The sequence below is a fragment of the Acinetobacter haemolyticus genome (assembly GCF_900406815.1).
In the GTDB taxonomy this organism is placed as follows: domain Bacteria; phylum Pseudomonadota; class Gammaproteobacteria; order Pseudomonadales; family Moraxellaceae; genus Acinetobacter; species Acinetobacter haemolyticus_A.
This window is the reverse complement of sequence record NZ_OVCN01000004.1, coordinates 164,196-189,465: the sequence shown is the minus strand read 5'-3', so window position 1 is coordinate 189,465 and position 25,270 is coordinate 164,196. Positions and strand designations below refer to the sequence as shown.

The 25,270-nt window shown below is 42.6% G+C and carries 19 protein-coding genes and 1 rRNA gene; 13 read left to right on the top strand and 7 right to left on the bottom strand.

The window, feature by feature from the left end; genetic code table 11:
- The 3 genes from rrf (at position 1) to DK207_RS04410 (ending at position 2,724) form a co-directional block, all read left to right on the top strand.
- Positions 1-115 (top strand): 5S ribosomal RNA (gene rrf, locus DK207_RS04420).
- 155 nt (positions 116-270) lie between these two features.
- Complete coding sequence (locus tag DK207_RS04415; protein WP_109440137.1) at positions 271-507, top strand: hypothetical protein; 237 nt, start codon at positions 271-273, stop codon at positions 505-507.
- Positions 508-948: 441 nt separating this feature from the next.
- The gene (locus DK207_RS04410; RefSeq protein ID WP_109440136.1) at positions 949-2,724 is read left to right on the top strand and encodes an SLC13 family permease; all 1,776 of its coding nucleotides are present in this window, start codon (positions 949-951) and stop codon (positions 2,722-2,724) included.
- Positions 2,725-2,773: 49 nt separating this feature from the next.
- Here DK207_RS04410 and DK207_RS04405 read toward each other — a convergent pair whose 3' ends face one another.
- Positions 2,774-3,526: a TIGR04219 family outer membrane beta-barrel protein gene (locus tag DK207_RS04405; protein WP_109440135.1), complete on the bottom strand. Its 753-nt coding sequence runs from the start codon at positions 3,524-3,526 to the stop codon at positions 2,774-2,776.
- A 130-nt stretch (positions 3,527-3,656) separates the two neighbouring features.
- On the opposite strand from DK207_RS04405, the gene DK207_RS04400 reads away from it, so the two are divergent.
- From DK207_RS04400 to DK207_RS04385, 4 genes are all read left to right on the top strand, one after another.
- Positions 3,657-5,105, top strand: a complete 1,449-nt coding sequence (locus DK207_RS04400; protein ID WP_109440134.1) for an aldehyde dehydrogenase family protein — start codon at positions 3,657-3,659, stop codon at positions 5,103-5,105.
- Entirely contained in the window at positions 5,102-5,674 is a 573-nt protein-coding gene (locus DK207_RS04395; RefSeq protein ID WP_109440133.1) for a DUF1287 domain-containing protein, read from the top strand. The genes DK207_RS04400 and DK207_RS04395 overlap by 4 nt, the downstream gene beginning before the upstream one ends.
- A gap of 368 nt (positions 5,675-6,042) precedes the next feature.
- The gene (locus DK207_RS04390) at positions 6,043-7,521 is read left to right on the top strand and encodes a sodium-dependent transporter (RefSeq protein ID WP_109440132.1); all 1,479 of its coding nucleotides are present in this window, start codon (positions 6,043-6,045) and stop codon (positions 7,519-7,521) included.
- 9 nt (positions 7,522-7,530) lie between these two features.
- A complete protein-coding gene (locus tag DK207_RS04385; protein ID WP_109440131.1) occupies positions 7,531-7,647 on the top strand; it encodes a methionine/alanine import family NSS transporter small subunit in 117 nt (38 codons plus the stop codon).
- Between the two features lie 58 nt (positions 7,648-7,705).
- Here DK207_RS04385 and rsmB read toward each other — a convergent pair whose 3' ends face one another.
- Both rsmB and fmt read right to left on the bottom strand, forming a co-directional pair.
- Positions 7,706-9,013 (bottom strand): 16S rRNA (cytosine(967)-C(5))-methyltransferase RsmB, encoded by a 1,308-nt coding sequence (rsmB, locus tag DK207_RS04380; RefSeq protein WP_109440130.1) that lies wholly within the window; start codon positions 9,011-9,013, stop codon positions 7,706-7,708.
- A complete protein-coding gene (fmt, locus tag DK207_RS04375; protein ID WP_005088823.1) occupies positions 9,010-9,972 on the bottom strand; it encodes a methionyl-tRNA formyltransferase in 963 nt (320 codons plus the stop codon). Before fmt ends, rsmB begins: the two co-directional genes overlap by 4 nt.
- 211 nt (positions 9,973-10,183) lie before the next feature.
- On the opposite strand from fmt, the gene ilvD reads away from it, so the two are divergent.
- The 3 genes from ilvD to DK207_RS04360 all read left to right on the top strand — a co-directional run bounded on the left by ilvD (position 10,184) and on the right by DK207_RS04360 (position 14,257).
- Entirely contained in the window at positions 10,184-12,013 is a 1,830-nt protein-coding gene (gene ilvD, locus DK207_RS04370; RefSeq protein WP_005087404.1) for a dihydroxy-acid dehydratase, read from the top strand.
- A 143-nt stretch (positions 12,014-12,156) separates the two neighbouring features.
- A complete protein-coding gene (locus DK207_RS04365; protein WP_109440129.1) occupies positions 12,157-13,446 on the top strand; it encodes a hypothetical protein in 1,290 nt (429 codons plus the stop codon).
- A 79-nt stretch (positions 13,447-13,525) separates the two neighbouring features.
- Positions 13,526-14,257: a sulfite exporter TauE/SafE family protein gene (locus DK207_RS04360; RefSeq protein ID WP_213066230.1), complete on the top strand. Its 732-nt coding sequence runs from the start codon at positions 13,526-13,528 to the stop codon at positions 14,255-14,257.
- 7 nt (positions 14,258-14,264) lie between these two features.
- Here the strand turns inward: DK207_RS04360 and DK207_RS04355 are convergent, their stop codons facing one another.
- From DK207_RS04355 to DK207_RS04340, 4 genes are all read right to left on the bottom strand, one after another.
- Complete coding sequence (locus DK207_RS04355) at positions 14,265-15,155, bottom strand: LysR family transcriptional regulator (protein ID WP_109440128.1); 891 nt, start codon at positions 15,153-15,155, stop codon at positions 14,265-14,267.
- A 103-nt stretch (positions 15,156-15,258) separates the two neighbouring features.
- The gene (locus tag DK207_RS04350) at positions 15,259-16,554 is read right to left on the bottom strand and encodes a solute carrier family 23 protein (RefSeq protein WP_109440127.1); all 1,296 of its coding nucleotides are present in this window, start codon (positions 16,552-16,554) and stop codon (positions 15,259-15,261) included.
- Positions 16,555-16,866: 312 nt separating this feature from the next.
- Positions 16,867-19,548: a phosphoenolpyruvate carboxylase gene (gene ppc / locus DK207_RS04345; protein ID WP_109440126.1), complete on the bottom strand. Its 2,682-nt coding sequence runs from the start codon at positions 19,546-19,548 to the stop codon at positions 16,867-16,869.
- Positions 19,549-19,632: 84 nt separating this feature from the next.
- A complete protein-coding gene (locus DK207_RS04340) occupies positions 19,633-20,256 on the bottom strand; it encodes a TetR/AcrR family transcriptional regulator (protein ID WP_109440125.1) in 624 nt (207 codons plus the stop codon).
- Between the two features lie 162 nt (positions 20,257-20,418).
- On the opposite strand from DK207_RS04340, the gene DK207_RS04335 reads away from it, so the two are divergent.
- From DK207_RS04335 to DK207_RS04325, 3 genes are all read left to right on the top strand, one after another.
- Positions 20,419-21,519: an efflux RND transporter periplasmic adaptor subunit gene (locus DK207_RS04335; RefSeq protein ID WP_008942076.1), complete on the top strand. Its 1,101-nt coding sequence runs from the start codon at positions 20,419-20,421 to the stop codon at positions 21,517-21,519.
- A gap of 2 nt (positions 21,520-21,521) precedes the next feature.
- Positions 21,522-24,650: an efflux RND transporter permease subunit gene (locus DK207_RS04330; protein ID WP_109440124.1), complete on the top strand. Its 3,129-nt coding sequence runs from the start codon at positions 21,522-21,524 to the stop codon at positions 24,648-24,650.
- A 132-nt stretch (positions 24,651-24,782) separates the two neighbouring features.
- A complete protein-coding gene (locus tag DK207_RS04325) occupies positions 24,783-25,160 on the top strand; it encodes a hypothetical protein (RefSeq protein ID WP_109440123.1) in 378 nt (125 codons plus the stop codon).
- Positions 25,161-25,270: the final 110 nt, after the last annotated feature.

Below are 25,270 nucleotides of genomic sequence, written 5' to 3'. Positions count from 1 at the left end.
GCTGGCGACAATAGCAAGAGTGAACCACCTGATCCCTTCCCGAACTCAGAAGTGAAACCTCTTCGCGCTGATGGTAGTGTGGCACTTGCCATGTGAGAGTAAGTCATCGCCAGCTTTTAAATCTAAACACCCCCTCCGCTAACGCTGAGGGGGTGTTTTTTATTGCTTGGAATTTATATTCTGATTAAAAAGTAACTAAAAGATAATAGAAACTTTAAATATTTACGTGGCATCTTGTTTAGATAAAATGAAGAGTATAGAAGATCCTACATGTCTAATGAATATAATGGAAAAAAACTGTATACATACATGACTGCTAGTCAGACCATGTATGAAATACGCGGCAATAGAATTTATAAATGCATAAACCTCTTGCAGCCAGTTTATGAAATAAAAGGCAATGAAATCTATCCCTATATGAATTCAGAACAGGCAGAATTTGAAATAAGGGGAAATAAAATTTATAAATATAGAGATATGTATCAACCAATTTATGAAATTCGTTGAATAAAGATTAGATTCATATAATTTCTATCACTGGTTAGATGAAATTAAATCTTTTCTCTGTTTCTAAAAATAATAATGACAAATAAAAAGAAGCCCCATCATCCTGACGGGGCTTCTTCATATTCAGTTTATTGTTGTTTATTTCCTATAAACAACCACTTCCTGTGGATCTTGTTATTCTCAATGAGACCATCCTGTCTCTTTATGATTTGTATAATAAAGTGAATTTCTAGAGCTGTATATTCGTCAATCTCCCCGATCAATGTAGGCTTAGGCTTACATTAGGTTTTCGAGGGGGATTGTGTGATTATTACCAGATAAATCTATATAGATGCATTTTCTTATCATAATTTTAGCTAAGGTTAGCTGTAAATCGCATTTGTATATCATCTTTAACTATATAAAATTCCGAAAATTATATAGTTGTGGAAAGACTGCCTCATGGGTTGGGAAGGTTGGTTATCGTTAGCATTGACGTTAGCAGGACTGCTTACGCTGATTTTTTCAAGAATTGCTCCACATATCGTGATGTTGGCAATTTTGACGATATTAAGCGTGTCGGGCATATTAACTGCGCAAGAGGCATTGGCTGGCTTTAGTAATTCAGGTTTGATTACTGTGGCTGCTATGTTTGTGGTGGCTGCAGGAATTTCCAACTCCGGTGGCATCGACCTTTTTGTGAATAAACTATTGGGCACACCTAAAACAGAACGTATGGCGCTGTTGCGAATCTTTTTGCCAATTGCACCACTGAGTGCTTTTTTAAATAATACGCCTGTTGTTGCCACGATGATTCCCGCTTTAAATAGTTGGTCGAAGAAAATTGGGATTGCACCTTCCAAGTTAATGATTCCATTAAGTTATACCGCGATCTTAGGGGGGACAATTACGTTAATTGGAACCAGTACTAATTTGGTGGTTAATGGTCAGTACCAAGCGCTTACAGGCGAAGCGGGTTTTGGGATATTTGATATCACGATTATTGGCTTACCTGTTGCGATCATTGGTATGTTTATCATGTATTGGTTTGCACCCAAGTTATTGCCAAATCATCAAGAGCAAAATGTGTTTTCCAATCTGCGAGAGTTTACTTTAGAAGTGATTGTCAGCCCGAATGGGCCATTGGTGGGGCAATCGGTTGCAGCAGCAGGTCTCAGAAGTTTAAAACGGGTCTATCTGGTCGAAATTGAACGTCAACAAACGGTTTTATCAGCAGTTTCTTCAGATGAAATTTTATTTGGCAATGATCGTCTCGTTTTTGCAGGGGACACTGAGGCGATTACTGAATTATTAAAAATTCATGGTTTAGTCGCACCAGATAGTATTGATGAAAAGTCGGCCTTAGAAGAAACACATGCAGGTCGCCGATTGGTTGAAGCTGTGGTATCTCCTCACTGTGATGCGATTGGAAGTGCCATTCGCGACTCCAAGTTCCGTAATCGTTATGGCGCAGTTGTATTGGCTGTAGCACGTAATGGTGAACGTTTAAAAGGTGGTTTGGGTAATATCAAATTACAGGCGGGAGATACGCTGCTATTGGAAGCCCGTCCAGCCTTTGTAACACGTCAAAAATACAATAAAGATTTTCTATTGGTAAATGAGTTAGATCATGAACCATTGCAACATGACAAAGCATTATTGTCTTGGGGGATTTTACTAGCGGCTGTAACTGCGGCAGGTTTTGGTGTGTTGAGTATGCTAAATGCAGCATTATTGGCTGCAGGTGCGATGCTCGCTTGCCGTTGTTTGACGGTGAAACAAGCTGAGAAAAGTTTAGATTTGACGGTTATTTTAACCATTGCGGCGTCATTTGCTTTGGGTACTGCTTTAGAGAAGACAGGCGTTGCTGAGATGCTGGCACAATTCATCGTGCATTTTAGTGCTGGCGAGGCGATTTTATTGCTGATTTTGACGTATTTCTTTGTCTCCCTATTAACTGAAGTGATCACCAATAACGCAGCCGCTTTGTTGACTTTGCCGATTGTACTTGCCATTACTGAACAGGCGAATTTAAATCCGATTCCATTTGTATTTGCGATTATGATGGCGGCTTCGGCAAGTTTTGCGACCCCTCTGGGTTATCAAACCAACTTGATGGTATTAGGGCCAGGAAATTATCGTTTTAGTGATTTCATCAAGGTGGGTTTACCGATGAATATTTTTATCGGGGCTATTACGGTGCTACTGCTGCTGTTGGTATTTCCAATTCAATTATAAATAAAAAAAGCCCTGAGTGATTCAGGGCTTTTTTATGCGCTATTCAATATTAGAAGTGAATGTCGATCCCGATATAAGGTCCTTTGAAATCAAATTTGAGATCATTTTTTTTGTAGTCATCCAATTTAATATCTAAGACACGATAGCCTGCTTTTAGGCCGACATCGACCAGTAGATTATCAATAAAATTATATTGTAGTTCGGCTTGAGCATCGGTGATTTTTGTGTCGTTGAAGTTGCTATATAACAGCTCGCCTTTAGCGCTGAGACCTGTAAATGGTAGCTTGACCCCTGCGGATCCATAGATCACAGGAACGGTTTTATCAATATCTGTTTTGCTTGCAGATAAGGTTTGAACATGACCATTTAAAGTGGTTGCCCCTAAACCGACATCTGCATCGACGATATTGTCTAAGACCTCATAATATAAAATAAAATCGGTATGATCGATATCGAGATCATAAATCGGTTGGCCCGCGACTTCTTTTTCAGTTTGTGATTTTAGATTCACATAGCGAATCTTTGCATTTGGAATCAATGGAATTGGGTGTTCAAATGCAAGAGATATCTGAGCTGAACCTTTGCGCTCTAAATCATATTCTCTATAACCCGCATATGGATCTAATAAAAGACTATCTGCACCTATATGATTCGATAGAGAGCTTATATTATTTGGCTTAACCTGAGCTTTTCCATCATAAAACCAGTAGCTCGCATCTGCTTTAACACCCATCACATCTGCTTGTGCTAGACCACAAAGACTTGTCCCTAAAGCCAAGATTGATATTTTTAATTTTTTCATCGTATTGTCCTAATTCATATCAAAAGCGTAATGAATTGTTGTGAATTCATCTGTGATTGGGCGCATCATATAGTGAACAAGGTAAAGATGCAGTAGTCTATTTTTAATTTTTTGCAAAGAGACAACAACAATGACAGAGCTAGAAAATGTGAAGGATTATCCACTGTATGTGGCGGGTAAAGCGGTGAGTACAGGGCAGTGGCTAGAGGTTCAGAATAAATATCAGCAGACCGTTTTTGCTCGTGTTGCTGTGGCAGATGACAAAGTGCTAGAAAAAGCAATCGTAGCCTCAGTCAAAGCTGAAGTAGAGATGGCCGCATTAAAACCGTATCAAAAGCAAAAAATCTTACTGCATTGTGTGAAACGATTTAATGAATTACGTGATGAATTGACTGAAATTTTAATTGCTGAAGGCGGCAAACCACGCAATGCAGCAAGTGCAGAGGTGGAACGTTTGATTAATACTTTTCAGTTGGCAGCGGATGCAGTCACTCAAATCGATGAGGGACGTGTGTTACCTTTGGCTGTTACGCCCGCAGCAGCACGCTATCGTGGTATGGTCAAGCAAGTACCGATTGGTGCTGTATCTCTCATTAGTCCGTTTAATTTTCCACTGAATTTAGTTGCACATAAAATTGCCCCAGCTATTGCTGCAGGTTGTCCATTCGTACTGAAACCTGCGAGTTTAACGCCGATTAGTGCGTTGAAAATTGCCGAAGTACTGGCAGAGACGGACTTACCGAAAGGCGCTTGGTCTATATTGCCTTGTGAACGACAAGCTGCAGATATTTTAGTGACCGATGATCGTTTTAAAATGCTGAGCTTTACAGGTTCTGATCAGGTGGGTTGGGATATGAAAGCGCGTGCAGGTCGCAAGAAGGTGACTTTAGAACTAGGAGGCAATGCCGCGGTACTCATTGATGCAGATACATTGGTCGATGATGCTTTGATTGACCGCTTAGTGAGCGCGGCTTATGGGCATGCAGGTCAGATTTGTATTAGTGTGCAGCGTATCTTAATACATGCTGATATTTATGCCGAAGTGAAAAAGAAATTATTGGCAAAACTGAAAAAGATCAAAGCGGATGACCCAAGCTTATCTACCACATTGGTGGGTCCAATGATCAAGGCAGCAGAAGCAACTCGTCTCAAAAAGTGGATCGATAAGGCAGAGAAGAAAGGAGCAAAGATACTGATCGGCGGAAATCTGCAAGGTGTTTTACTGGAACCCACATTGCTGGAAAATGTTGATGCCAAGCTTGAGATTTATAAAGATGAAGCCTTTGGTCCCGTCGCAATTTTAGAAAAATTTAAAACCTTTGAGCAGGGCATTGCGACCATTAATCAAAGTCGTTTTGGTTTACAAGCAGGTGTCTATACCCAACGCCTAAATCATATGCTGTACGCTTGGGATCATTTACATGTAGGTGGGGTAATTATCAATGACGTTCCCACCTTTCGCGTTGACAATATGCCCTATGGCGGCGTGAAAGATTCTGGTTTGGGGCGTGAGGGGATTCATGCTGCAATTTGTGATATGCAAGAAGAGCGCTTACTGGTGATTAAAGAGACATTATGATGAGATTGTGGAAACCAATTTTACTGACCATTTGCCTAGCATGGAGCATGTCTGTATCGGCATTTTCCTCTCAGCAGCTTGTAACCGATGCCAGAAAACAAATCGGGGTTACTCAATATTATGATCCCGCCTACACCCGTTTGGATTATCCCATGGGCGACGTTCCACTGATCAAAGGGGTATGTACTGACGTGGTTGTACGAGCACTCCGACAGCAGGGCATCGATTTACAACAACGTATACATGAGGACATGCGTAAGCATTTCAGCGTGTATCCAAATAAATGGGGACTCAAAGCACCCGATAAAAATATCGATCATCGGCGAGTGCCCAACATTGCAACCTATTTCCAGCGAAAAGGTTATCGAATCACTGACCAACAATATCGTGCTGGAGATATTGTTACTTGGGATTTAGGTCAAGGATTGGTACACATTGGTATAGTCTCGGACAAAAAAAGCTTTCTACAGAAAACACCATTAATTTTGCATAATATCGGTCGCGGTACGGAAGAATCCGATATTTTATTTCAGTATAAGATCACTGGGCATTATCGAATCAAAAACTAAATGCCTGTAAATAGAGGAGGCGTGGCTTAAGTTTTCAATCAACTGATAAATTTAAAGCCATCTCCTCGATTCAGCTGAAAAATAAACAATTGTGTCGGAATTAGCGATGAACGGCAGATTTTTTTTGCAGAATTTACAGTAAAAATAAATAAAAAAGGGTATTGTTCAATCATCAACGGGTAAAAATTAGTGAAATTTTTTAAGGAAAGATTTTCTAATTTTTACTGGTTTGGAGACAAGAAAATAAAACTCAAAAGGTTTTTTCTAGTTCAAACAATAATAGGATTTGTATTGGTACTTTTTTTGCTAGCAGTATAACAATCAGAGAACAGCAGCATCGAAAGTTACCTTAGGATTAGGTTATTTTTATGACAGATACTCGTGAGCACTGGTCGGCGCGATCAGGTTTTATTATTGCCGCAATCGGTTCGGCGATCGGATTAGGAAACATTTGGCGATTCCCTTATGTTGCATATGAGAACGGCGGTGGTGCGTTTTTGATCCCTTATTTGGTTGCATTGTTAACAGCGGGTTTACCGTTGTTATTTTTAGACTATGCCGTGGGTCATCGTAGCAACGGTGCCCCACCAAAAGCGTATCAACAGCTCAGCAAGCCAGCAGAACCTTTGGGGTGGTGGCAAGCTTGTGTGTGTATCGTGATTGCCTTGTATTACGCCAGTGTACTGACGTGGGCAGGGAGTTATATTTATTTCTCTTTCGGTCAAAGCTGGGGCACAGACCCAGAAAGCTTCTTCTTTAGTAACTTTTTAGCGACTTCACAATCTTCAGGCTTTGATATGACCTTTATCAGTCATTTATTTTGGCCGTTGATCGGGGTGTGGGCTTTAGTACTATTCATTTTGTATGGTGGTGTACGAAAAGGGGTTGAGCTTGCTAACCGTATTTTCATGCCGATCTTACTTGTCTTGTTTGGTGTTTTGGTTATCCAAGCATTACGTTTACCTGGTGCGGTAGATGGTCTGAATGCATTCTTCACCCCAAACTGGGAAGCGATGAAGAACTATAAAGTTTGGTTGGCTGCTTATGGTCATATCTTCTTTTCCTTGTCGATTGGATTTGGGATCATGGTGACCTATGCGTCTTATCTGAAACCAAAAACCAATTTGACGGGTTCTGGCCTAGTTGTCGGTTTCGCTAACTCATCGTTTGAAATCTTAGCGGGTATTGGTGTTTTCGCGGCGTTAGGCTTTATGGCACATGCGGCAGGCACAAGCGTTCAAGATGTGGTAAGTGGCGGGATTGGCTTAGCGTTTATTGCATTTCCAAAGATCATTTCGAGCTTGGGTGCAGGGGCTGAGTTGTTCGGGGTTTTATTCTTCGCCTCGCTGTTTGTAGCGGGCGTATCCTCAATGGTAAGTATCTTACAGGTGCCAATTTCTGCGATGCAGGACAAATTGAATTGGAGCCGTGCAAAAGCCGTTACGATCATTGGTGGTGGTACTGGGGCCGTTTCGATTTTCTTATTCTCAAGTGCCAATGCGATTAAGCTCGTCGATATCATCGATCATTTCATCAATAACTTAGGTATTGTTTCGGGTGCCTTAGTGTCAATCATCATGGTTTCATGGTTCAAGCGCTCATTGATGAAACAATTGGAGCAGCATGTTAATCGTGTTTCAACTGTACATCTTGGTCCAGTTTGGGAGCTTACGTTAACAATCGTGACGCCAGCAGTTTTGATTTCAACACTGGGTCTTGCATTAAGTGCTTTATTGCAAAAAGGTTATGGTGATTATGCAATGAGCTTACAGCTTTGGTTTGGTTGGGGTTGTATCTTATTCTGCGCAATCGGTGCGTTGTTTATGAGCAGCTTAAAGAATCGCTAGGAGATTAGAATGAATAGTTCAGCTTTAATCATGATGATTGTTGCTATTACGTTATTGTGGGGCGGATTGGCGCTCTCAATTCTACATTTGATGCGTCATCCCGAACAAAAGGACGACAGCGTATAAAAATACGTAGATCAGAATTCAGAAAGCCATACATCGATGTATGGCTTTCTTGTTTGTATTAGGCAATTTTCTGGATACGACAATAATAAAAACCATCACCAGATTGATCAGAAGGTAAAAGCTGACGACCATGCATCTGCTCCATCCCCCAATCCGCAGTGATTTTGATCTCTTTAGCATCGGTATGTGTTGCCAAGAAATTTTCCATTTGCTGTTCATTCTCTGCTTTTAAAATTGAGCAGGTGATGTAGAGCAATGTGCCGCCGACTTTAAGCTGTTGCCACATCTGTTGCAAAATTTGTTGCTGTAACGCAACCGTTTGAGCAATATCAGTAGATTGTCTGAGTAGGCGAATATCTGGATGGCGACGAATAACACCTGTTGCAGAACACGGAGCATCCAGCACGATGCAATCGACAGGTTCTTGCGCCTGCCACGTGGTGGCATCAGCAACTAAAATTTCAACATTATCTAGATCTAAAGCCAAGCGCTCTAGGTTCTCACCAATACGAACAATACGTTTAGGGTCTTGGTCAATCGCAATCAGCTTTTTAGGATTAAAGCGCTCAAGGATGTGTGCGGTTTTACCACCTGGCGCAGCACATGCATCGACCACAACTTTGCCATCTAAATCGGGTAACAGGGTGGCACATAACTGTGCATGTTCATCCTGAACCGAAAATCCACCTGCTTCGAAACCTGGTAAAAGCGTTATGTTGCCACTTTGTCTAAGAACAATACCGACATCAGAAAATTCGCATTCACGAGCATCGATTTGCTCTTCATCCAAAATATCTAGATATTCGTCACGGCTGACTTGGCGTTCATTGACGCGCAGGGTCAGTGGCGCGACTTGTTTTAAGGCTTGGCAGAGTGGCTCTACTTGCTCAGGCCAATCTTTTTTGAGTCGTTTGAATAACCAACTTGGTAAACCATGGGCATTATTCAAAGCTGTTTCAAATTCATCTGTTTCACGTGAAACACGACGCAGAATCGCATTGACCAAACCACTCATTGGCTCGAAACCGAGTTGTTTAGCGGCATTTACAGTTTCTGAAATTGCAGCATGTACAGGAATACGCGTACATAAAATTTGATATAAACCAAGATATAAACAACTTTCTAGTGCTTCATTGTCTAATGGTTTGGTGAGCAATGGTAAGGTAATGGCTTTTAAAGAATACCATTGGCGTAAACAACCTAAAGTAAGCTCGTGATATAAACTACGGTCACGTTCAGACACCAGATTGATATGTTGATTCAAAACGGAAGACAGAGATTGCCCATTTTGAACAGCCAAAAGTGTTTTGATCACCTGCGCACGCAGATTCAAATTTTTTGCAGATGATTGATTTGATGGGTTCATGGGAGAATCTGTCCAATATTCAATTTTTGTGTTTGGGCAATTTGTACAGGATTAAGCGCCTTACCCCCTGACCACTGTAAACTGGTTAAGCACACGGTACTGTTATCACCACAAGCGACATGTACACCTTGTTTATCAATCGCCAAGATTTCACCGATTTGCGCATCTGCTTTGCTATGTTGAGAGAGCATTGATCCCCAAACACGTAGCGCATTATTTTCATCAAGCTGGATAAAAGCCACAGGCCAAGGATTGAAGGCACGAATATTGCGATCGATTTGGATTGCCGTTTGTGTCCAGTCGATGCGTGCTTCTGTTTTGACTAATTTGTGTGCGTAAACAGTGTGTGTTTCATCTTGCACTTCACGTTTGGCAATGAAGTCCTGTAGGCTTTGTTCTGATTCAAGCACGGTACAAATCGCTTCAGCACCTTGCGTTGCCAGTTTGTCATGCAATGTTGCAGAGGTATCTGCTGCAGTGATTGGGCAATAGGTTTTATACATCATATCGCCTGTGTCCAAGCCTGCTGCCATTTGCATGATGGTAATCCCTGTTTCATCGTCACCAGTGGCAATGGCACGTTGAATCGGTGCAGCACCACGCCAACGAGGTAACAGAGAGCCGTGAATATTTAAGCAACCGTATTTGGGTGTATCTAATACGGTTTGTGGCAAGATTAAACCGTAAGCAGCGACCACCATGACATCCGCGCCTAACGCTGCCAACTCTTGTTGAGCAGCTAAACCTTCTTCAGTCGATGCTTTAAAATGCAGGGGTTGAAAAACAGGTAAGCCATGTTCAAGTGCGAGTTGCTTTACAGGAGAGGGTGTTAGTTTTTGCCCACGTCCTGATTTACGATCAGGCTGAGTATAAACCGCTATAATCTGGTGGGATGTTTTTAATAATGCCGCCAATGCGGTTGCCGCAAATTCGGGCGTACCAGCAAAAATGATTTTCACGAAGATAATCCAAAGAAAACTTACCGCAAATTATAAGCCAAAAAGCCCATAGCCCCTAATTGAACGGAAGGAATAGCTTTTGAGCAAAAAAAGATAGTTTCTGTGGTCATCAGTTAAGCGATAACTTGTAGTATGATGGGTTTAGCTCAGTATCATTTCGCCAGAGAGAATGTCCCATTCATCTCGAGCACAAACTTGTTGGGAATACAAAATGCCTGATTATCGTTCGAAAACATCAACACATGGAAGAAATATGGCTGGCGCGCGCGGTTTATGGCGTGCGACAGGTATGAAAGATGAAGATTTTGGCAAACCTATTATTGCGGTGGTCAACTCATTTACCCAATTTGTTCCAGGCCACGTGCATCTTAAAGATCTAGGGCAACTGGTTGCGCGAGAAATTGAAGCATCGGGTGGCGTTGCAAAAGAATTTAATACCATTGCTGTTGATGATGGCATTGCGATGGGTCACGACGGCATGTTGTATTCATTGCCTTCGCGTGATTTGATCGCGGACTCAGTGGAATACATGGTCAATGCACACTGTGCCGATGCAATGGTATGTATCTCGAACTGTGACAAGATCACACCGGGCATGTTGATGGCGGCTATGCGTTTGAACATTCCAGTGGTGTTCGTATCAGGCGGCCCAATGGAAGCGGGTAAAGTTAAATTCCGTGGCGATGAGAAGGCGATTGACCTTGTCGATGCGATGGTGGTTGCGGCAGACGAAAGCTATACCGATGAAGAAGTCGCAGCGTTCGAACGCTCTGCATGTCCTACTTGTGGTTCATGTTCAGGTATGTTTACCGCCAACTCAATGAACTGTTTAACGGAAGCACTTGGTTTATCGCTTCCAGGTAATGGTTCAATCGTGGCAACCCACGCCAATCGTGAAAAATTGTTCTTAAGAGCAGGTCGCTTAGTGGTTGAACTGGCGAAACGTTATTATGAACAAAATGATGACAGCATTTTGCCACGTTCAATTGCAACCAAAGCGGCTTTTGAAAATGCCATGACGCTTGATATTGCAATGGGTGGTTCAACCAACACCGTATTACATTTACTTGCAGCTGCACACGAAGCAGAAGTTGATTTCACCATGGATGATATTGATCGCTTGTCTCGCCAAGTACCAGTGTTGTCTAAAGTTGCCCCTGCAAAATCAGATGTGCATATGGAAGATGTACACCGTGCAGGCGGTATCATGGCGATTTTGGGTGAGTTAGACCGTGCCAATCTATTGAATACCTCATGCCCAACTGTACATGAAAAAACCCTCAAAGATGCTTTAGACAAATGGGATATTATTCGCACTGAAGATGCGGATGTATATGAGTTCTACCGCTCTTCACCGGGTGGTATTCCTACGCAAGTGGCATTCTCGCAAAACCGTTATTATTCAACACTTGATGGTGACCGTGAAAAAGGTGTGATTCGTAATGCAGAACACGCCTTCTCTAAAGATGGTGGCTTGGCAGTGCTTTACGGCAACATTGCGTTAGATGGTTGTATCGTAAAAACAGCAGGTGTGGATGAATCAATCCTCAAATTCACAGGCACAGCACGTGTTTTTGAAAGCCAAGATTCCGCTGTGGAAGCGATTTTGGATCATAAAATCGTGGCAGGTGATATTGTTGTGATTCGCTACGAAGGCCCACGTGGTGGACCGGGTATGCAAGAAATGTTATATCCGACCAGTTATTTGAAGTCGAAAGGCTTAGGTAAAGACTGTGCCTTGATTACCGATGGTCGTTTCTCGGGTGGTTCTTCAGGTTTGTCAATTGGTCACGTATCACCAGAAGCAGCAGAAGGTGGTGCAATTGGTCTGGTTGAAGATGGCGATACCATTCAGATTGATATTCCAAATCGTACCATTCACCTTGATGTTGATGATGCAACAATGGCGCATCGTCGTACCGTTCAAGAAGCAAAAGGTTGGCATCCAGCTGAAGAACGTAAACGTAAAGTTTCTAAGTCATTAAAGATTTATGCTTTGCATTCAACCAGTGCTGCCAAAGGTGCAGTACGAGTTTTGTAAGCCAATCCAGTCCCTCTTATAATTAAGGGGGACTTTTTTATCATTTTATAAGATACTGAATAGCCTTATTTGCTCACTTGTTTGATTGCAAGTTTGAGTACAACCTACCCATCATCTATTTGAGACCATTAGAGGCGATCGACATGTCTTTGTTACGTCGTTGGTTTGATCCTATCCGATCGAGTTGGTTTTATCAGAAACCATCACGTCAGGCGGTATTACCTACGGAGCAGGGTTTAAGCATTTACCTACGTTTAGACGATGTTTATAGCTATCTAGCAGTACAGCAATTGGCTCAACTCAATGAAATTCTGAGTGATGAGCTAAAGCCATTGAAGGTGATTATTTCCAAACAAGCCGCGGAACCCCCGAATGGGATGTCGCAGCAGGACTGGCAACGTTATTGTTTAAATGATGCCAAGATTTTGGCCAAGCAGCACCGTTTTGGTTTTGATGAAACCCCTGAAATTCCTCATCCTGAAGCATTACAACAAGCAGAAACGATTCTAAGAAACACACCGTTAAGAGAACAAAATTTTTTACATTTGCTAGAAGATGTTTTTCATATGTTGTGGCAACAGCAATATGGAAAATTACGCACGCTCTATACCATGGCGAGTCGACACCAAAAGCCGCAGGATTATCCTGAACGGATCTTTAAAGATATTCCTGTCGCAGCCAGCTATTTCGAATTGAGTGAGCGGAAGTACCAAGCAGTTGATGATTTATTGCGTTTAACACGACGTTTAAAACAACAAAAATTATTGACAGAAACGCCTATTTTTCTCATTAATCACATCGAATGGCGTGAGCATTTAATTAATGACACTGAATCTTTAACAGAAATTCAGGCCATGCATGCTGAATTAGATTTGTATATCGCCCTCGAAGATCCAATGAGTTGGTTATTATTGGCTTATATCAAAGAAGAACTCGCGGATTATTATAATATTCAGCTCAACATTTACCCACTGAGTTATCAAGGTCGTGATTGGTTTGATTGGAGTTTGGCGACACGTGTTTCTAAACGAACGGAGGTGATGTTTACACCATTTTGCCGTCCGTCCAAAGAAGCGACTTATGAGATGGCGAAGCTATTCTATAGTGTACCGAACGATGAGCAGGTGGATTGTATTCACCAAATTTTGGAAGCAGTTTGGACGCGAGGAAAGGATCTTTCTTTTAAACCCCACTTCCAACGACTGCAGCGGCATTTGGGGATTACGCAATTGACTGAACAGGATGTTGAGTTGCTATTAAAGCAAAATGATGAGCTCTGTCAGCAGAAGCACCAACCTGATTTTCCTGTTTTAGAGTTGCGTATCGACGAGCAAAGCTATGTGTTTAACAGTTTGTATCGGGTTTGGATGATTGAAAGTATTTTAAGCAACGTACTCGAAGAAAAATATAAAATGGCCTCAAGCTCTCATTGAGGCCTCCTCCTAAAATAAAGAATAGGGCAAGCTACTGTTTTTGCTTAACATCATTCCGATAACAGATCGGAGTTAAGCAGTGACTTTTTTAGCAATAATCGTGTTGGTTTTTGCCTTTGCAGGCATGATTAAAGGCATGATTGGTCTGGGGCTACCCGCCGTTTCAATGGGATTGCTCACGATTGCAATGAGTCCCTTTCAGGCTGCTGCTTTACTCATCGTTCCCTCTATGGTCACCAATATCTGGCAACTTTTTGCCGAAGGGCGAGTTTGGGCGTTTATTCGTCGTTTTTGGTCTTTATTATTTGGGATTGTGATTGGGTCAATCTGGAGTTTTCTACCCACATTGAATCAAAGCCACGGTCAAAGTAGTGAATTGCTCCTAGGCAGTATGTTGGCGATCTATGGGCTTTATGGTTTATGTGTGAATAAACTTCCACAATTGACTGCCCATGAACGCTGGTTATCTCCTGTGATTGGATATCTGGGAGGGGCTGTGACAGTGGCGACAGGTGTGATCATTATTCCTGTTGTACCGTATTTACAATCTTTACAGCTTAAACGAGATGAGTTAGTACAAGCACTTGGGCTTACTTTTACCGTTTCTACGATTTGTTTGGCGGTTTTTTTGCATCATAACCCGATGTCAGGTGTGGTCTTAGATTATCGATTGTCTATTTTGGCGTTGTTAGCTGCATTGATCGGAATGTGGTTTGGTAAAAAAATACGTTATCAATTGGATGAACAGAAGTTTCGCCGTATTTTTTTTATGGGTTTAGTGGCACTGGGCGGATATATGTTTTTACATTGATCAATTTCTAAGGACGATGTTGCAATAAAAAATCCGCAAATTGTTGATAGCATAATGGAAGTTGATCGAAGTCTTGTGTGGCCAAAAGCAGTTTACGATTTGCCCATGCACCGAGTAATTGTACCGAATGAAAATGATAATTTGCATGTAAGCGTTGTGCAGCACGTGCAGGTATGATGGCAATACCGACACCTTTGGTGACCACCTCAGCGATCGCCGAAAAATTGGGGAGTCGTAGACGATATTGGATGTCAAAACCTAATAATTTGGCTTGGGTATCAATTGATTGCTGCAAAGAGTGATGGGGCATCAAGCCAATAAAGCTATAGTTCAAAGTATCAAGCAAATTGATATGATGATGTTGTGCCAAAGCATGTGAGATCGGACAAATCAACACCAAAGGATCACTAGCAAAGTCTTTTGTGTGTAAGTGTCGGGTGTCAAAAAAGCTGGACACTAGACCTAGTCTGGCGATGCCTTGGGTGAGCGCATCAACAATTTCTGAGCTTTCTGCCTCATGCAAGTCTAGATTGATTTCGGGATGATGGACAAGGTACTGAGGTAATAGTGTGGGTAAATATTCACTTTGGGCAGAAGAATTACACCACAATGTCAAGGATTGAGGCGTGATGTCCCGAAAACGTTGCATGTCTTGTTCAAGTTGATTTTTTTGTGACATGAGGCGTTGTGCGTGCTCAACCAAGGCATGTCCTGCCGTGGTTAACTCAACCCCTGTGGGGTGTCGAATAAATAACGGAGTTTCAAAATATTGTTCCAGCTTCTTCATCCGTTCGCTGGCGGCTTGTAGAGAAATTGCGGAACGCTCAGCACCTTTGGTCAAACTCCCCGTGCTGACAATATGTAGAACCAGTTGTAAATCAAAAAAATCAAAACGCATAAGCGAATTTATTGAAAGTTAAAAACTCATCATACCTTAGATTCAGGCGAGATAGCGGGATAATGATATGAATAAAAAAGGCAGCTTAGCGCTGCCTTGAATTTTAGTTTTTATCTTTTATGCTAAATAATAAGTTTAATAAAATGGCTGCAAAAGTAGCGGTACCAATCCCACCTAAATTAAAGCTACCAAATAGTAATTCAAAGTTTCCTGCACCAAGAATCACGGTCACTGAAGCAACAATTAGATTTTTATTATTGGAGAAATCAACTTTATTTTCGATCCAGATTTTAGCCCCTGCAATGGTAATCAACCCAAATACCACGATCGAAGCACCTGTTAACACGGCAGTCGGAATGGTACTGATCACGGCACCAAACTTAGGCGAAAGCCCGAGGAAGATCGCGAATACGCCTGCGATGACAAAAATAATCGTGGAATAAACACGGGTTACAGCCATAACCCCAATATTTTCGCCATACGTGGTCATACCTGGCGCACCGACACTTCCTGATAAGGTGGTCGCAACGCCATCCGCGACAAAAGCTTTACCGAGCTGAGGAGTGAGGTTTTCTCCAGTCATCGCACCGACTGCTTTAATGTGACCCAAATTTTCGGCGACTAAAATTAAGGCAACAGGGGCAATGATCAACATTGCATTCAACTCAAAGGTCGGATGTGAAAAACTTGGAATACCGAACCAAGGCGCCGCTGCGATTTGCGAGAAATCAATGGCTTTGCCGAGTCCCAAAACATTAGTGGCAATCGCATAAATTGCATATGCAACCAATAAACCGACGAGCAGGAGTAAACGCTGTAATAAGCCTTTGGTAAAGACAGCAATCAGTCCCATACTCAAGACCGTGATCAATGCCATCCACATTTCAAAAGGTTGTCCTGCAACGCTTTTGATGGTGATTGGTGCGAGATTTAAACCGATAATCATCACCACAGCACCTGTTACTACAGGTGGCATTAATTTTTCAATCCAGCGTGTTCCTGTCAGCATCACCGCAAAACCAATCAGTGTATACAGTACACCACATGCAATGATGCCACCTAAAGCGACCGATAAATTGGGATTCGCTCCTGAGCCCGTAATGTGTCCTGTTGCGGCTGCGACTACACCAATAAAAGCAAAGCTTGAGCCTAAATAGCTGGGAACACGTCCACCCGTCATGAAGAAAAACAGGATGGTACAAATCCCTGACATCAGAATGGCCAGATTTGGGCTAAAGCCCATGAGTAACGGTGCCAATACCGTTGCTCCGAACATTGCAAATGCGTGTTGAACCCCTAGCACCGCACTTTGTAAGGGCGGTAAATATTCATTGGTCGCAACAGGGCGATGATCAATCTTTCCCTGATACGGTTGCCATTTTGGAAACCAACTGGACATAAATTAGACTCATGATGTGATATCAGCGCGTATCATACTCTTTATTAAAACCAGCTTTAACCTATTGATCTGGGAGAGGTGGGGAAGATCAGGCTTTGAAGTTTGATATTTTTACCTTTTGGTAAAATATGTTTCAAAATAACTTATCGGATTTATTCTTTATTTTGCTTAGATTGCTTGAAAAGTTAACTATCTTATTTTCAAAATAATTTTTTAAATTTTTTCTAAAAATTTTCATAGAAATGGAATATTTTGCCAATGCTGCCATCAACAGCGATGATTTCTGTTGATGGCGACCTTGTGTATAAGGGCTTAGCCTGTGTTGCGTAAACCCGCTGCAATCCCCGCGATACTCACCATCAAGGCATGATCAACAGGGCTGTGTTCAGTCTGATGCTCAGCCAGATAAACACGACGACGTTTCATCAATTCTGCTTGTAGTAAATGCAAGGGGAGTAAATAAGGCTTGCGTACCTGCATTGATTGATCCAATACCTCATTGTTGCTCAGTAGTTTTGATTCACCTTTGAGTCTCAATAAGGTATCCACCGCATTTTGCAAGCGTTGGCGCAGTTCTACGCCCAATACTTTGAGATCCTGATCCTGTGTGAGATGGGATTCGTAATACAAGGCAATATCAGCATCGGATTTGGACAACACCATTTCCAACATATCAATCAACGTTTGGAAATAAGGCCACTGCTCCAGCATCTCATCCAAGGTTTTCTTGTGTTGTTCGTGAACTTGATTAATCGCCGTGCCTGTACCGAGCCAAGCGGGAAGCATCAAGCGAATCTGTGTCCATGCGAATACCCATGGAATTGCACGAAGTGATTCGATTCCACCACTGACTTTACGTTTCGCTGGACGAGAACCGAGAGGTAACATTTGCAACTCTAATTCTGGTGTAACGGTTCGAAGATAACGCACAAAGTTTGGATTTTCACGTACGGTCTGACGATAGACTTGAACCGATAAATCCGTCATTTGATTCATCAAAGCGCGCCACTCTTGCTTTGGTACAGGAGGGGGAAGCAAGGTCGCTTCAAGTGTCGCAGCGGTATAAATCTCTAAGTTTTGTAAGGCAATTCCTTCTAACCCAAACTTAAAGCGAATCATTTCACCTTGTTCAGTCACCCGAATCGCCCCTGAGATCGACCCCGGTGGCTGAGAAAATAAAGCTTGTTGGGTTGGAGCACCCCCACGACTGATCGAGCCGCCACGACCATGGAATAAGGTCAGTTGTACGCCATGTTTTTTAGCAATTGCAGTCAATTCTTCTTGTGCACGATATTGTGCCCAGTTGGCAGACATAAAACCTGCATCTTTAGCAGAATCCGAATAGCCAATCATGACTTCATGTTTAGCTTGAATATGCTGTTTGTACCAATGCATATTGAACAAGGTATCCATGGTTTTGGCTGCGCCATCGAGATCTTTTAAAGTTTCAAATAAAGGCACTACACGAAGCGGATGTTGAATGCCGGCTTCTTTTTGTAGTAATAAAACCGCCAATACATCGCTTGGATATTCTGCCATGGAGATAATATAAGCACCTAAGCTCTCTGCTGGTTGTTCAGCTAAGGTACGCATGGTAGCAAACACTTCCAGTACATCAGGATGCTGAATGAGGCTGCCTTCAGGCTCATTAAAAAACTTTGGAAGTAATGGGCGCTTACTTTGAAGTTCTTGAATCAAGAAGTTTTGTCGTGCTTGTTCTGTCCATGACTCAAAATTACCTAAGCCTAAATATTCAGTAATGGCTGAAACAGCTTGGCGATGCCGCCCTGATTCTTGGCGAATATCGAGTTTTAGCAGCTCAATACCAAAGCAGTTCACACGGTAAATAAAATCCAGCAATTGCCCATTGGCAATCTCGGCGAGATTACGGTCCATCAGTGAGCGGTAGCAAAGCAATAAGGGCGCTAACAGTTCATCCTTGGTTCGAATAATATTGCTGTCATCCCCTTCAATGCCCTGAAGACGCTGCCCTAACCAAGTTCGGGTGGCTTTTAAACGTTCACGGGTGTCACGCAAATATTCTCGATAAGGCTCAGGATGGGCATAACCCAACGCATCTGTTAATTCTTGCGAGCAACTTTGGATGGAGAGTTCCCAGCGTAAATTTTCGATATCACGGAGATATAAATCAGCCGCTTGCCAGCGTGATAACCACAGCACCTCTTGAGTCACTTGATGGGTGACATTTGGATTACCATCACGATCTCCACCCATCCAAGATGCAAAACGGATTGGGGCGATGTCGAGTGGTAGCTCCTTTTGACAATGTTGCTGAGTAAGTTCATTCAGCTCACGGATAAATTTAGGCACTGCATTCCATAACGATTGCTCAATGGTTGCAAAGCCCCATTTGGCTTCATCTACTGGGGTTGGGCGGTGTTGTCGAATCTCATCCGTTTGCCAAGCAGAACTGATAAGCTGCTTGAGTACCGCAATGGCTTGCTGACGCTCTTTTGGCGTTAACTTTTGTTGATCCAGTCGAGAAAGACAATCGGTAATATCATCATATTTTTGAATCAAGGTGCGACGGCTAATCTCCGTTGGATGAGCGGTCAATACCAATTCAATATTCAGGTCACAAATTTGTTGGAATAGTTGTTGTGCCGAAATTTGTTGTGTTTTGAACTTTTCGAATAGTGGTGCGAGAGGGTTAGGGTTGGGGACTTGCTCGTCAAACTCAGCCTGACGACGATTGCGTACCACATGGTACTGCTCGGCAATATTTGCAAAGTTTAAAAAATGTGAGAATGCACGCGTCAGTGGCAAGATTTCTTCATCTTTTAAACCAAGGAAAAGTTGTTCTAATTGCTTTTCTGCTTCGATTTGACCGTCACGAGCGCCTTTGGCTAATGCGCGAATTTGTTCGATTTGATTAAACAAATCTTGCCCTGCATGTTGTTTTAGGGTCTCACCGAGTAGATTGCCCAATAAGCGGACATCTTCACGTAATGGAGCAGTGATTTGCTGAATCATTCTATTTCTCCTGATGTTCTCATTTGACTATAGCGTGATTGAGCAACAATCCAAGAGCAGAACGTAAAAAAATGTGAAAATTCTCTAACTTTTAGTTTGATATTTAAGCAAAAATATCTCGATTGCTTGTTGGATCACCTGATCTAATTCATCGGCTGAAGGAACCGTATCTAGCCCGAGTAAAACGCTGTGATGACGTACCCCTAGCATCAACGATATGATGAGCGATGTCTGCTTGAGTGGATCATCTGCCTGAATAAATTGCAGCCTAATCGCTTGCTCAAAAAAATCACACCACACATGGCTCATACGCGTGTGTGATGCATCAAAAAATTGTTTCGTTAATGGACTATTTTCGGCAGCTAATTCAAATAGGACGCGGTCTAACTTAATCGCTTCAGGTAAATAAATAATACTGAGGGCACGATGACACATTAGATAAAGCGCTTGTTCAAAATTGGTTTCTGCTGTGAGTACAAATTCTTTTGCACAAATTGATTCTTCACAGGTTTCCTCAATCGCACAAATAAACAAATTGGCTTTATCTTGGAAGTGGTTATACACCGTCAGTTTAGTCACACCTGCTTCTTTGGCAATTTGATTCATATTGGCAGCGTCATAACCCATTTTTAAGAAAATAGCTTTTGCAGCCTGCAAGATTTTGGCTCTCTTTTCTAAATCTTTGGGACGACCACTTTGAATTTGCACGTTATCTTTCTCTTTAAATTTAACCAAAAATCATAAATCTAGATTTAATTTTTAATTAATGTACTTACGGGTATATTAATTAAAAATTAAACAATTTATGATGGTAACTGTCAATAAACTTATTGTGCCTTAAAAAATCTATTTGAATAAGAGCGAAAAAAGATGAATTTGCTAAATCATGTCATTGTGGGGTTGCTCGTACTCAGCAGTGTCACTTTATCAGCATGCCAAAAAGAGCTTCCTAAAACCGAGGAAATTCCTTATGTCATGGTGACGCAACCGAGTCGTAATCACACAGATCAAAAAAGTTATGCAGGTGATGTACAAGCAAGACAGCAAACTGCTTTGGCGTTTCGTGTCGGGGGACAGGTGACGGAGCGGTATGTTGAGGTGGGTGATCGAGTCAATGTTGGGCAAGTCTTGGCTAAACTTGATGTAAAAGATGCTCAATTGCAAATGAATGCAGCGAAGGCACAATTACAAAGTGCTGAGGCGGCAGCCAAAATTGCTACGGAAGAATACCAACGATATCAGCAATTGTTACCTGTCAATGCGGTGAGCCGTTCACAGTTTGATGCCGTGAAAAATCAATATGAATCTGCTCAAGCAAATCTGCAGCAAGCACGCTCTAACTACCAAGTTTCTGCAAATCAAACCGGTTATAACCAGCTAATCTCCAATAAGAAAGGGGTGATTACTCAGCGTCAAATTGAGGTTGGGCAAGTGGTGGCTGCAGGACAAGCAGCATATCAATTGGCAATTGATGGCGAACGAGAAGTTGTCTTTGGCGTGCCTGAGCAAGCGGTCAGTGCAATCAAAGTTGGGCAACCTGCATGGGTAACTTTATGGTCACAACCAGATGCTCGTTTTGCTGCAAAGGTGCGTGAAGTATCACCAGCAGCAGATCAATCCCGTACTTTCACCGTCAAAGTTTCCTTGCTCGAAGGTCAGTCCAGTATCCAGTTAGGTCAAAGTGCTCGCGTATTCTTTGTATCGAATGAAAATGATGTATTGAGTGTGCCTTTATCGAGTGTTACCGCGACAGATCAACAGGCCTATGTCTGGGTGGTCAATACAGATAAAACATTACGTAAAGTTCCTGTGACTTTAGGTGCTTATGCACGTGACAGGGTGCCCGTTATTTCTGGTTTGAAGGCAACCGATTGGGTTGTCGTTGGAGGGGTACATTTGTTACGTGAGCAACAAAAAATCCATCCAATCGACCGTGAAAATCGTGAAGTTCTTGTTAAAACGGGAGGTTAAGCATGAAATTTAACCTTTCAGAGTGGGCACTCAACAATAAAGGTATTGTGCTCTACTTCATGTTGATATTGGGCATTATTGGCATAATGTCTTATTCAAAACTCTCTCAAAGTGAAGATCCACCATTCACGTTTAAAGTGATGGTGGTACAAACTTTCTGGCCAGGGGCAACCGCACAAGAAGTTTCGACGCTAGTTACAGATCGAATCGAAAAAGAGCTGATGACCACAGGTCAATATGACCGCATTATGGCGTACTCACGTCCAGGAGAGTCATTGGTCACCTTTGTGGCAAAAGACTCTTTGCCATCCAAACAAATTCCTGACGTTTGGTATAACGTCCGTAAAAAGGTTAATGATATTCGCGCTGAGTTGCCAAATGGGGTGCAAGGACCATTTTTCAATGATGAGTTCGGCGATACGTTTGGCAATATTTATGTGCTGACAGGCAAGGATTTTGACTATGCGGTGATGAAAGAATATGCCGATCGTTTGCAATTACAACTGCAACGCGTCAAAGATGTGAGCAAAGTTAACTTAGTCGGCTTGCAAGACCAAAAGATTTGGATTGAGCTGTCAAATACCAAGGCAGTGCAACTCGGTGTGCCGGTTACTGCGATACAAGAAGCGATACAAAAACAAAATGACATGGCCAGTGCTGGTTTCTTTGAAACAGGCACAGATCGTATTCAGATTCGTGTCAGTGGGCATCTACATAGTGTGGATGAGCTTAGAAAAATGCCGTTGTTGGTCGGGGACAAAACCATCCAATTGGGTGATGTCGCCGAGGTATATCGTGGTTTTAGCGAGCCTGCTCAGCCACGTATGCGCTTTATGGGTGAAAATGGGATCGGTATTGCTGTCTCGATGCGTAAAGGTGGAGACATTATTGCTCTGGGCAAAAACCTTGAAACCGAATTTACCCGCCTCCAAAAAAGTTTACCCCTCGGGATGAAACTGCAAAAAGTCTCTGATCAACCTGTCGCAGTAAAACGCAGTATCCAAGAGTTTTTAAAAGTATTGGCCGAAGCGGTGATTATCGTTTTATTGGTGAGCTTTTTCTCTTTGGGTTTTCGCACTGGACTGGTGGTGGCGTTGTCAATTCCGCTGGTGTTGGCCATGACATTTGCGGGCATGAGCCTATTTGATGTCGGGTTGCATAAGATCTCGCTAGGGGCGCTGATTCTCGCGCTTGGCTTGTTGGTCGATGATGCCATTATCGCCGTTGAAATGATGGCGATTAAGATGGAGCAGGGCTACAGCAGACTCAAAGCAGCGGGTTTTGCATGGCAGACCACCGCCTTTCCTATGCTAACGGGGACATTGATTACCGCAGCAGGTTTTTTACCGATTGCAACTGCACAATCGGGAACAGGTGAATATACCCGTTCGATTTTCCAAGTGGTGACGATTGCCTTAGTGGTGTCTTGGATTGCAGCGGTATTATTTGTACCGTACTTGGGTGAAAAATTATTACCTGATTTTAGCAAGCAGCAACAAAAGGCAGCATGGTATCTACGTTTGTGGGCACGATTACGTAAGCAGCCTGCACCAGTCGTACAGGCGCATGGTGCACATCATGATCCTTATCAAACCAAGTTTTATCAATCCTTCCGTCGAGCTGTAGAAATCTGTATTACCTATCGCAAGACGGTCATCGCGACAACGGTTGGAATATTCGTACTGTCGGTGATGATGTTTAAGTTTGTGCCACAGCAATTTTTCCCACCCTCTAACCGTGCTGAAATTTTAGTGGATTTAAAACTTGAAGAAGGGGCATCTCTAACAGCGACTGAACAGGCTGTACAAAAGGTCGAGCAATTCTTGGCAAAGCAAGAGGGAATTGATAATTATGTGGCCTATGTGGGTACAGGCTCACCTCGTTTCTATTTACCTTTAGATCAACAACTCCCGCAGGCCAGTTTTGCCCAATTTGTCGTTTTGGCTTCGTCTTTGGATGATCGCGATGAAATTCGTCGCTCTTTAGAGCAACAGATTAAGCAATTACTGCCACAAGTGCGGACGCGTGTTTCGTTGTTAGAAAATGGTCCACCTGTGGGGTATCCATTGCAATATCGAGTTTCAGGTGAGGATTTAGCAACCGTACGTCAATGGGCACAAAAAGTAGCACGAGTGGTGGGTGAGGATCCAAATACCACCAATGTGCATCTAGATTGGGGTGAGCCAAGTAAGATCATTGCGATTGAAATCGATCAAGATCGTGCGCGTCAGATGGGGGTGAGTAGTGTCGATTTGGCAAACTTCCTCAATGCATCTGTGACTGGTGCTATCATGAATCAGTATCGTGAGAAACGTGAATTGATTGAAATCCGTTTACGTGGTGATGAAGCCGAACGTGCTGAAGTTGCCTCGTTAGCCAGCTTAGCGGTCCCAACCAGTAAAGGTACCACGGTGCCCCTAGCGCAAATTGCCCAGATTGAGTCACGTTTTGAGGAAGGTCTCATTTGGCATCGTAACCGTTTGCCAACGATTACGGTGAGAGCCGATATCCGAACACAACTTCAACCTGCCACCGTGGTTCAACAATTGGCAGATCAGATGCAAACCTTACGTGACGATCTTCCTAGTGGTTATCTACTTGAGGTAGGGGGAACTGTGGAAGAGTCTGCACGAGGTCAAAGCTCAGTCAATGCGGGTATGCCATTATTTTTAGCTGTGGTGATGACACTGTTAATGATCCAGCTTCGCAGTATGTCTCGTGCAACGATCGTATTGTTGACAGCACCTTTGGGTTTAATCGGAGTGGTGGCATTCCTATTATTGTTCAATAAACCATTTGGTTTTGTGGCCATGTTAGGAACAATTGCACTGTCGGGAATGATTATGCGTAACTCACTGATCCTGATTGATCAGATTGAACAGGATATCCGGACAGGACAAGCGGCTTGGGATGCCGTGATTGATGCAACCATGCGCCGTTTTCGTCCAATTGTGTTGACGGCACTTGCCGCAGTATTGGCGATGATTCCACTTTCCCGCAGTATTTTCTTCGGGCCGATGGCGGTGGCGATCATGGGTGGCTTGATCGTGGCAACTTTACTCACCTTATTTTTCCTTCCGGCACTCTATGCAACATGGTTTAAGGTTAATAAAACAACACCTAGCACATAATTTTTTTGCGAATAGAGGTGCGAAATATTGAAAATTTCAATATAGTAGCACCTATATTTTAATATTAAAAAATAATGGAATCCCATTGCATAGTCGGTTTGGCAAAATGTGATGAATGAGGTGATATCAAGCATGGGGCAAGATAAGGTTGAGCAGCATCGCCGTTACGTGGCGATTTCTTACGGGTTCATGTTTCTTGCATTGTTTACAATCGTATTTGCGGCTTTTGCGTATGTATTAGCGCGAAAAGTTGCTGTTGTGGATGATGCAGAGGTATGGATTCATGCGCACGCACTCTGGATTATGCGTAATGTGCTGTTATTCATCATAATGGCTTTTTTTGCTGCTCTTTGGTTTATTCCATTGTTCTTCTTTGCATGGGACAGCACACTTTGGGTGACTGCCTTGACGGTTGCTGGGGTCGTGTTTAGTGCAATTGCATGGTTATTTTTACTCAATGCATGGCTGAAAGGCATCGCTAAGTATTTTAAAAACAAGGCAGTTTTTTAAATTTATTGTTTTTTATCGGATTTACCCTTGTAAATAGATGAGATCGTCCTTATTAAGGCTCTGTTGGCTTTTATAAATAAAATGCCAACAGAGCCTATTTTATGTTTTTT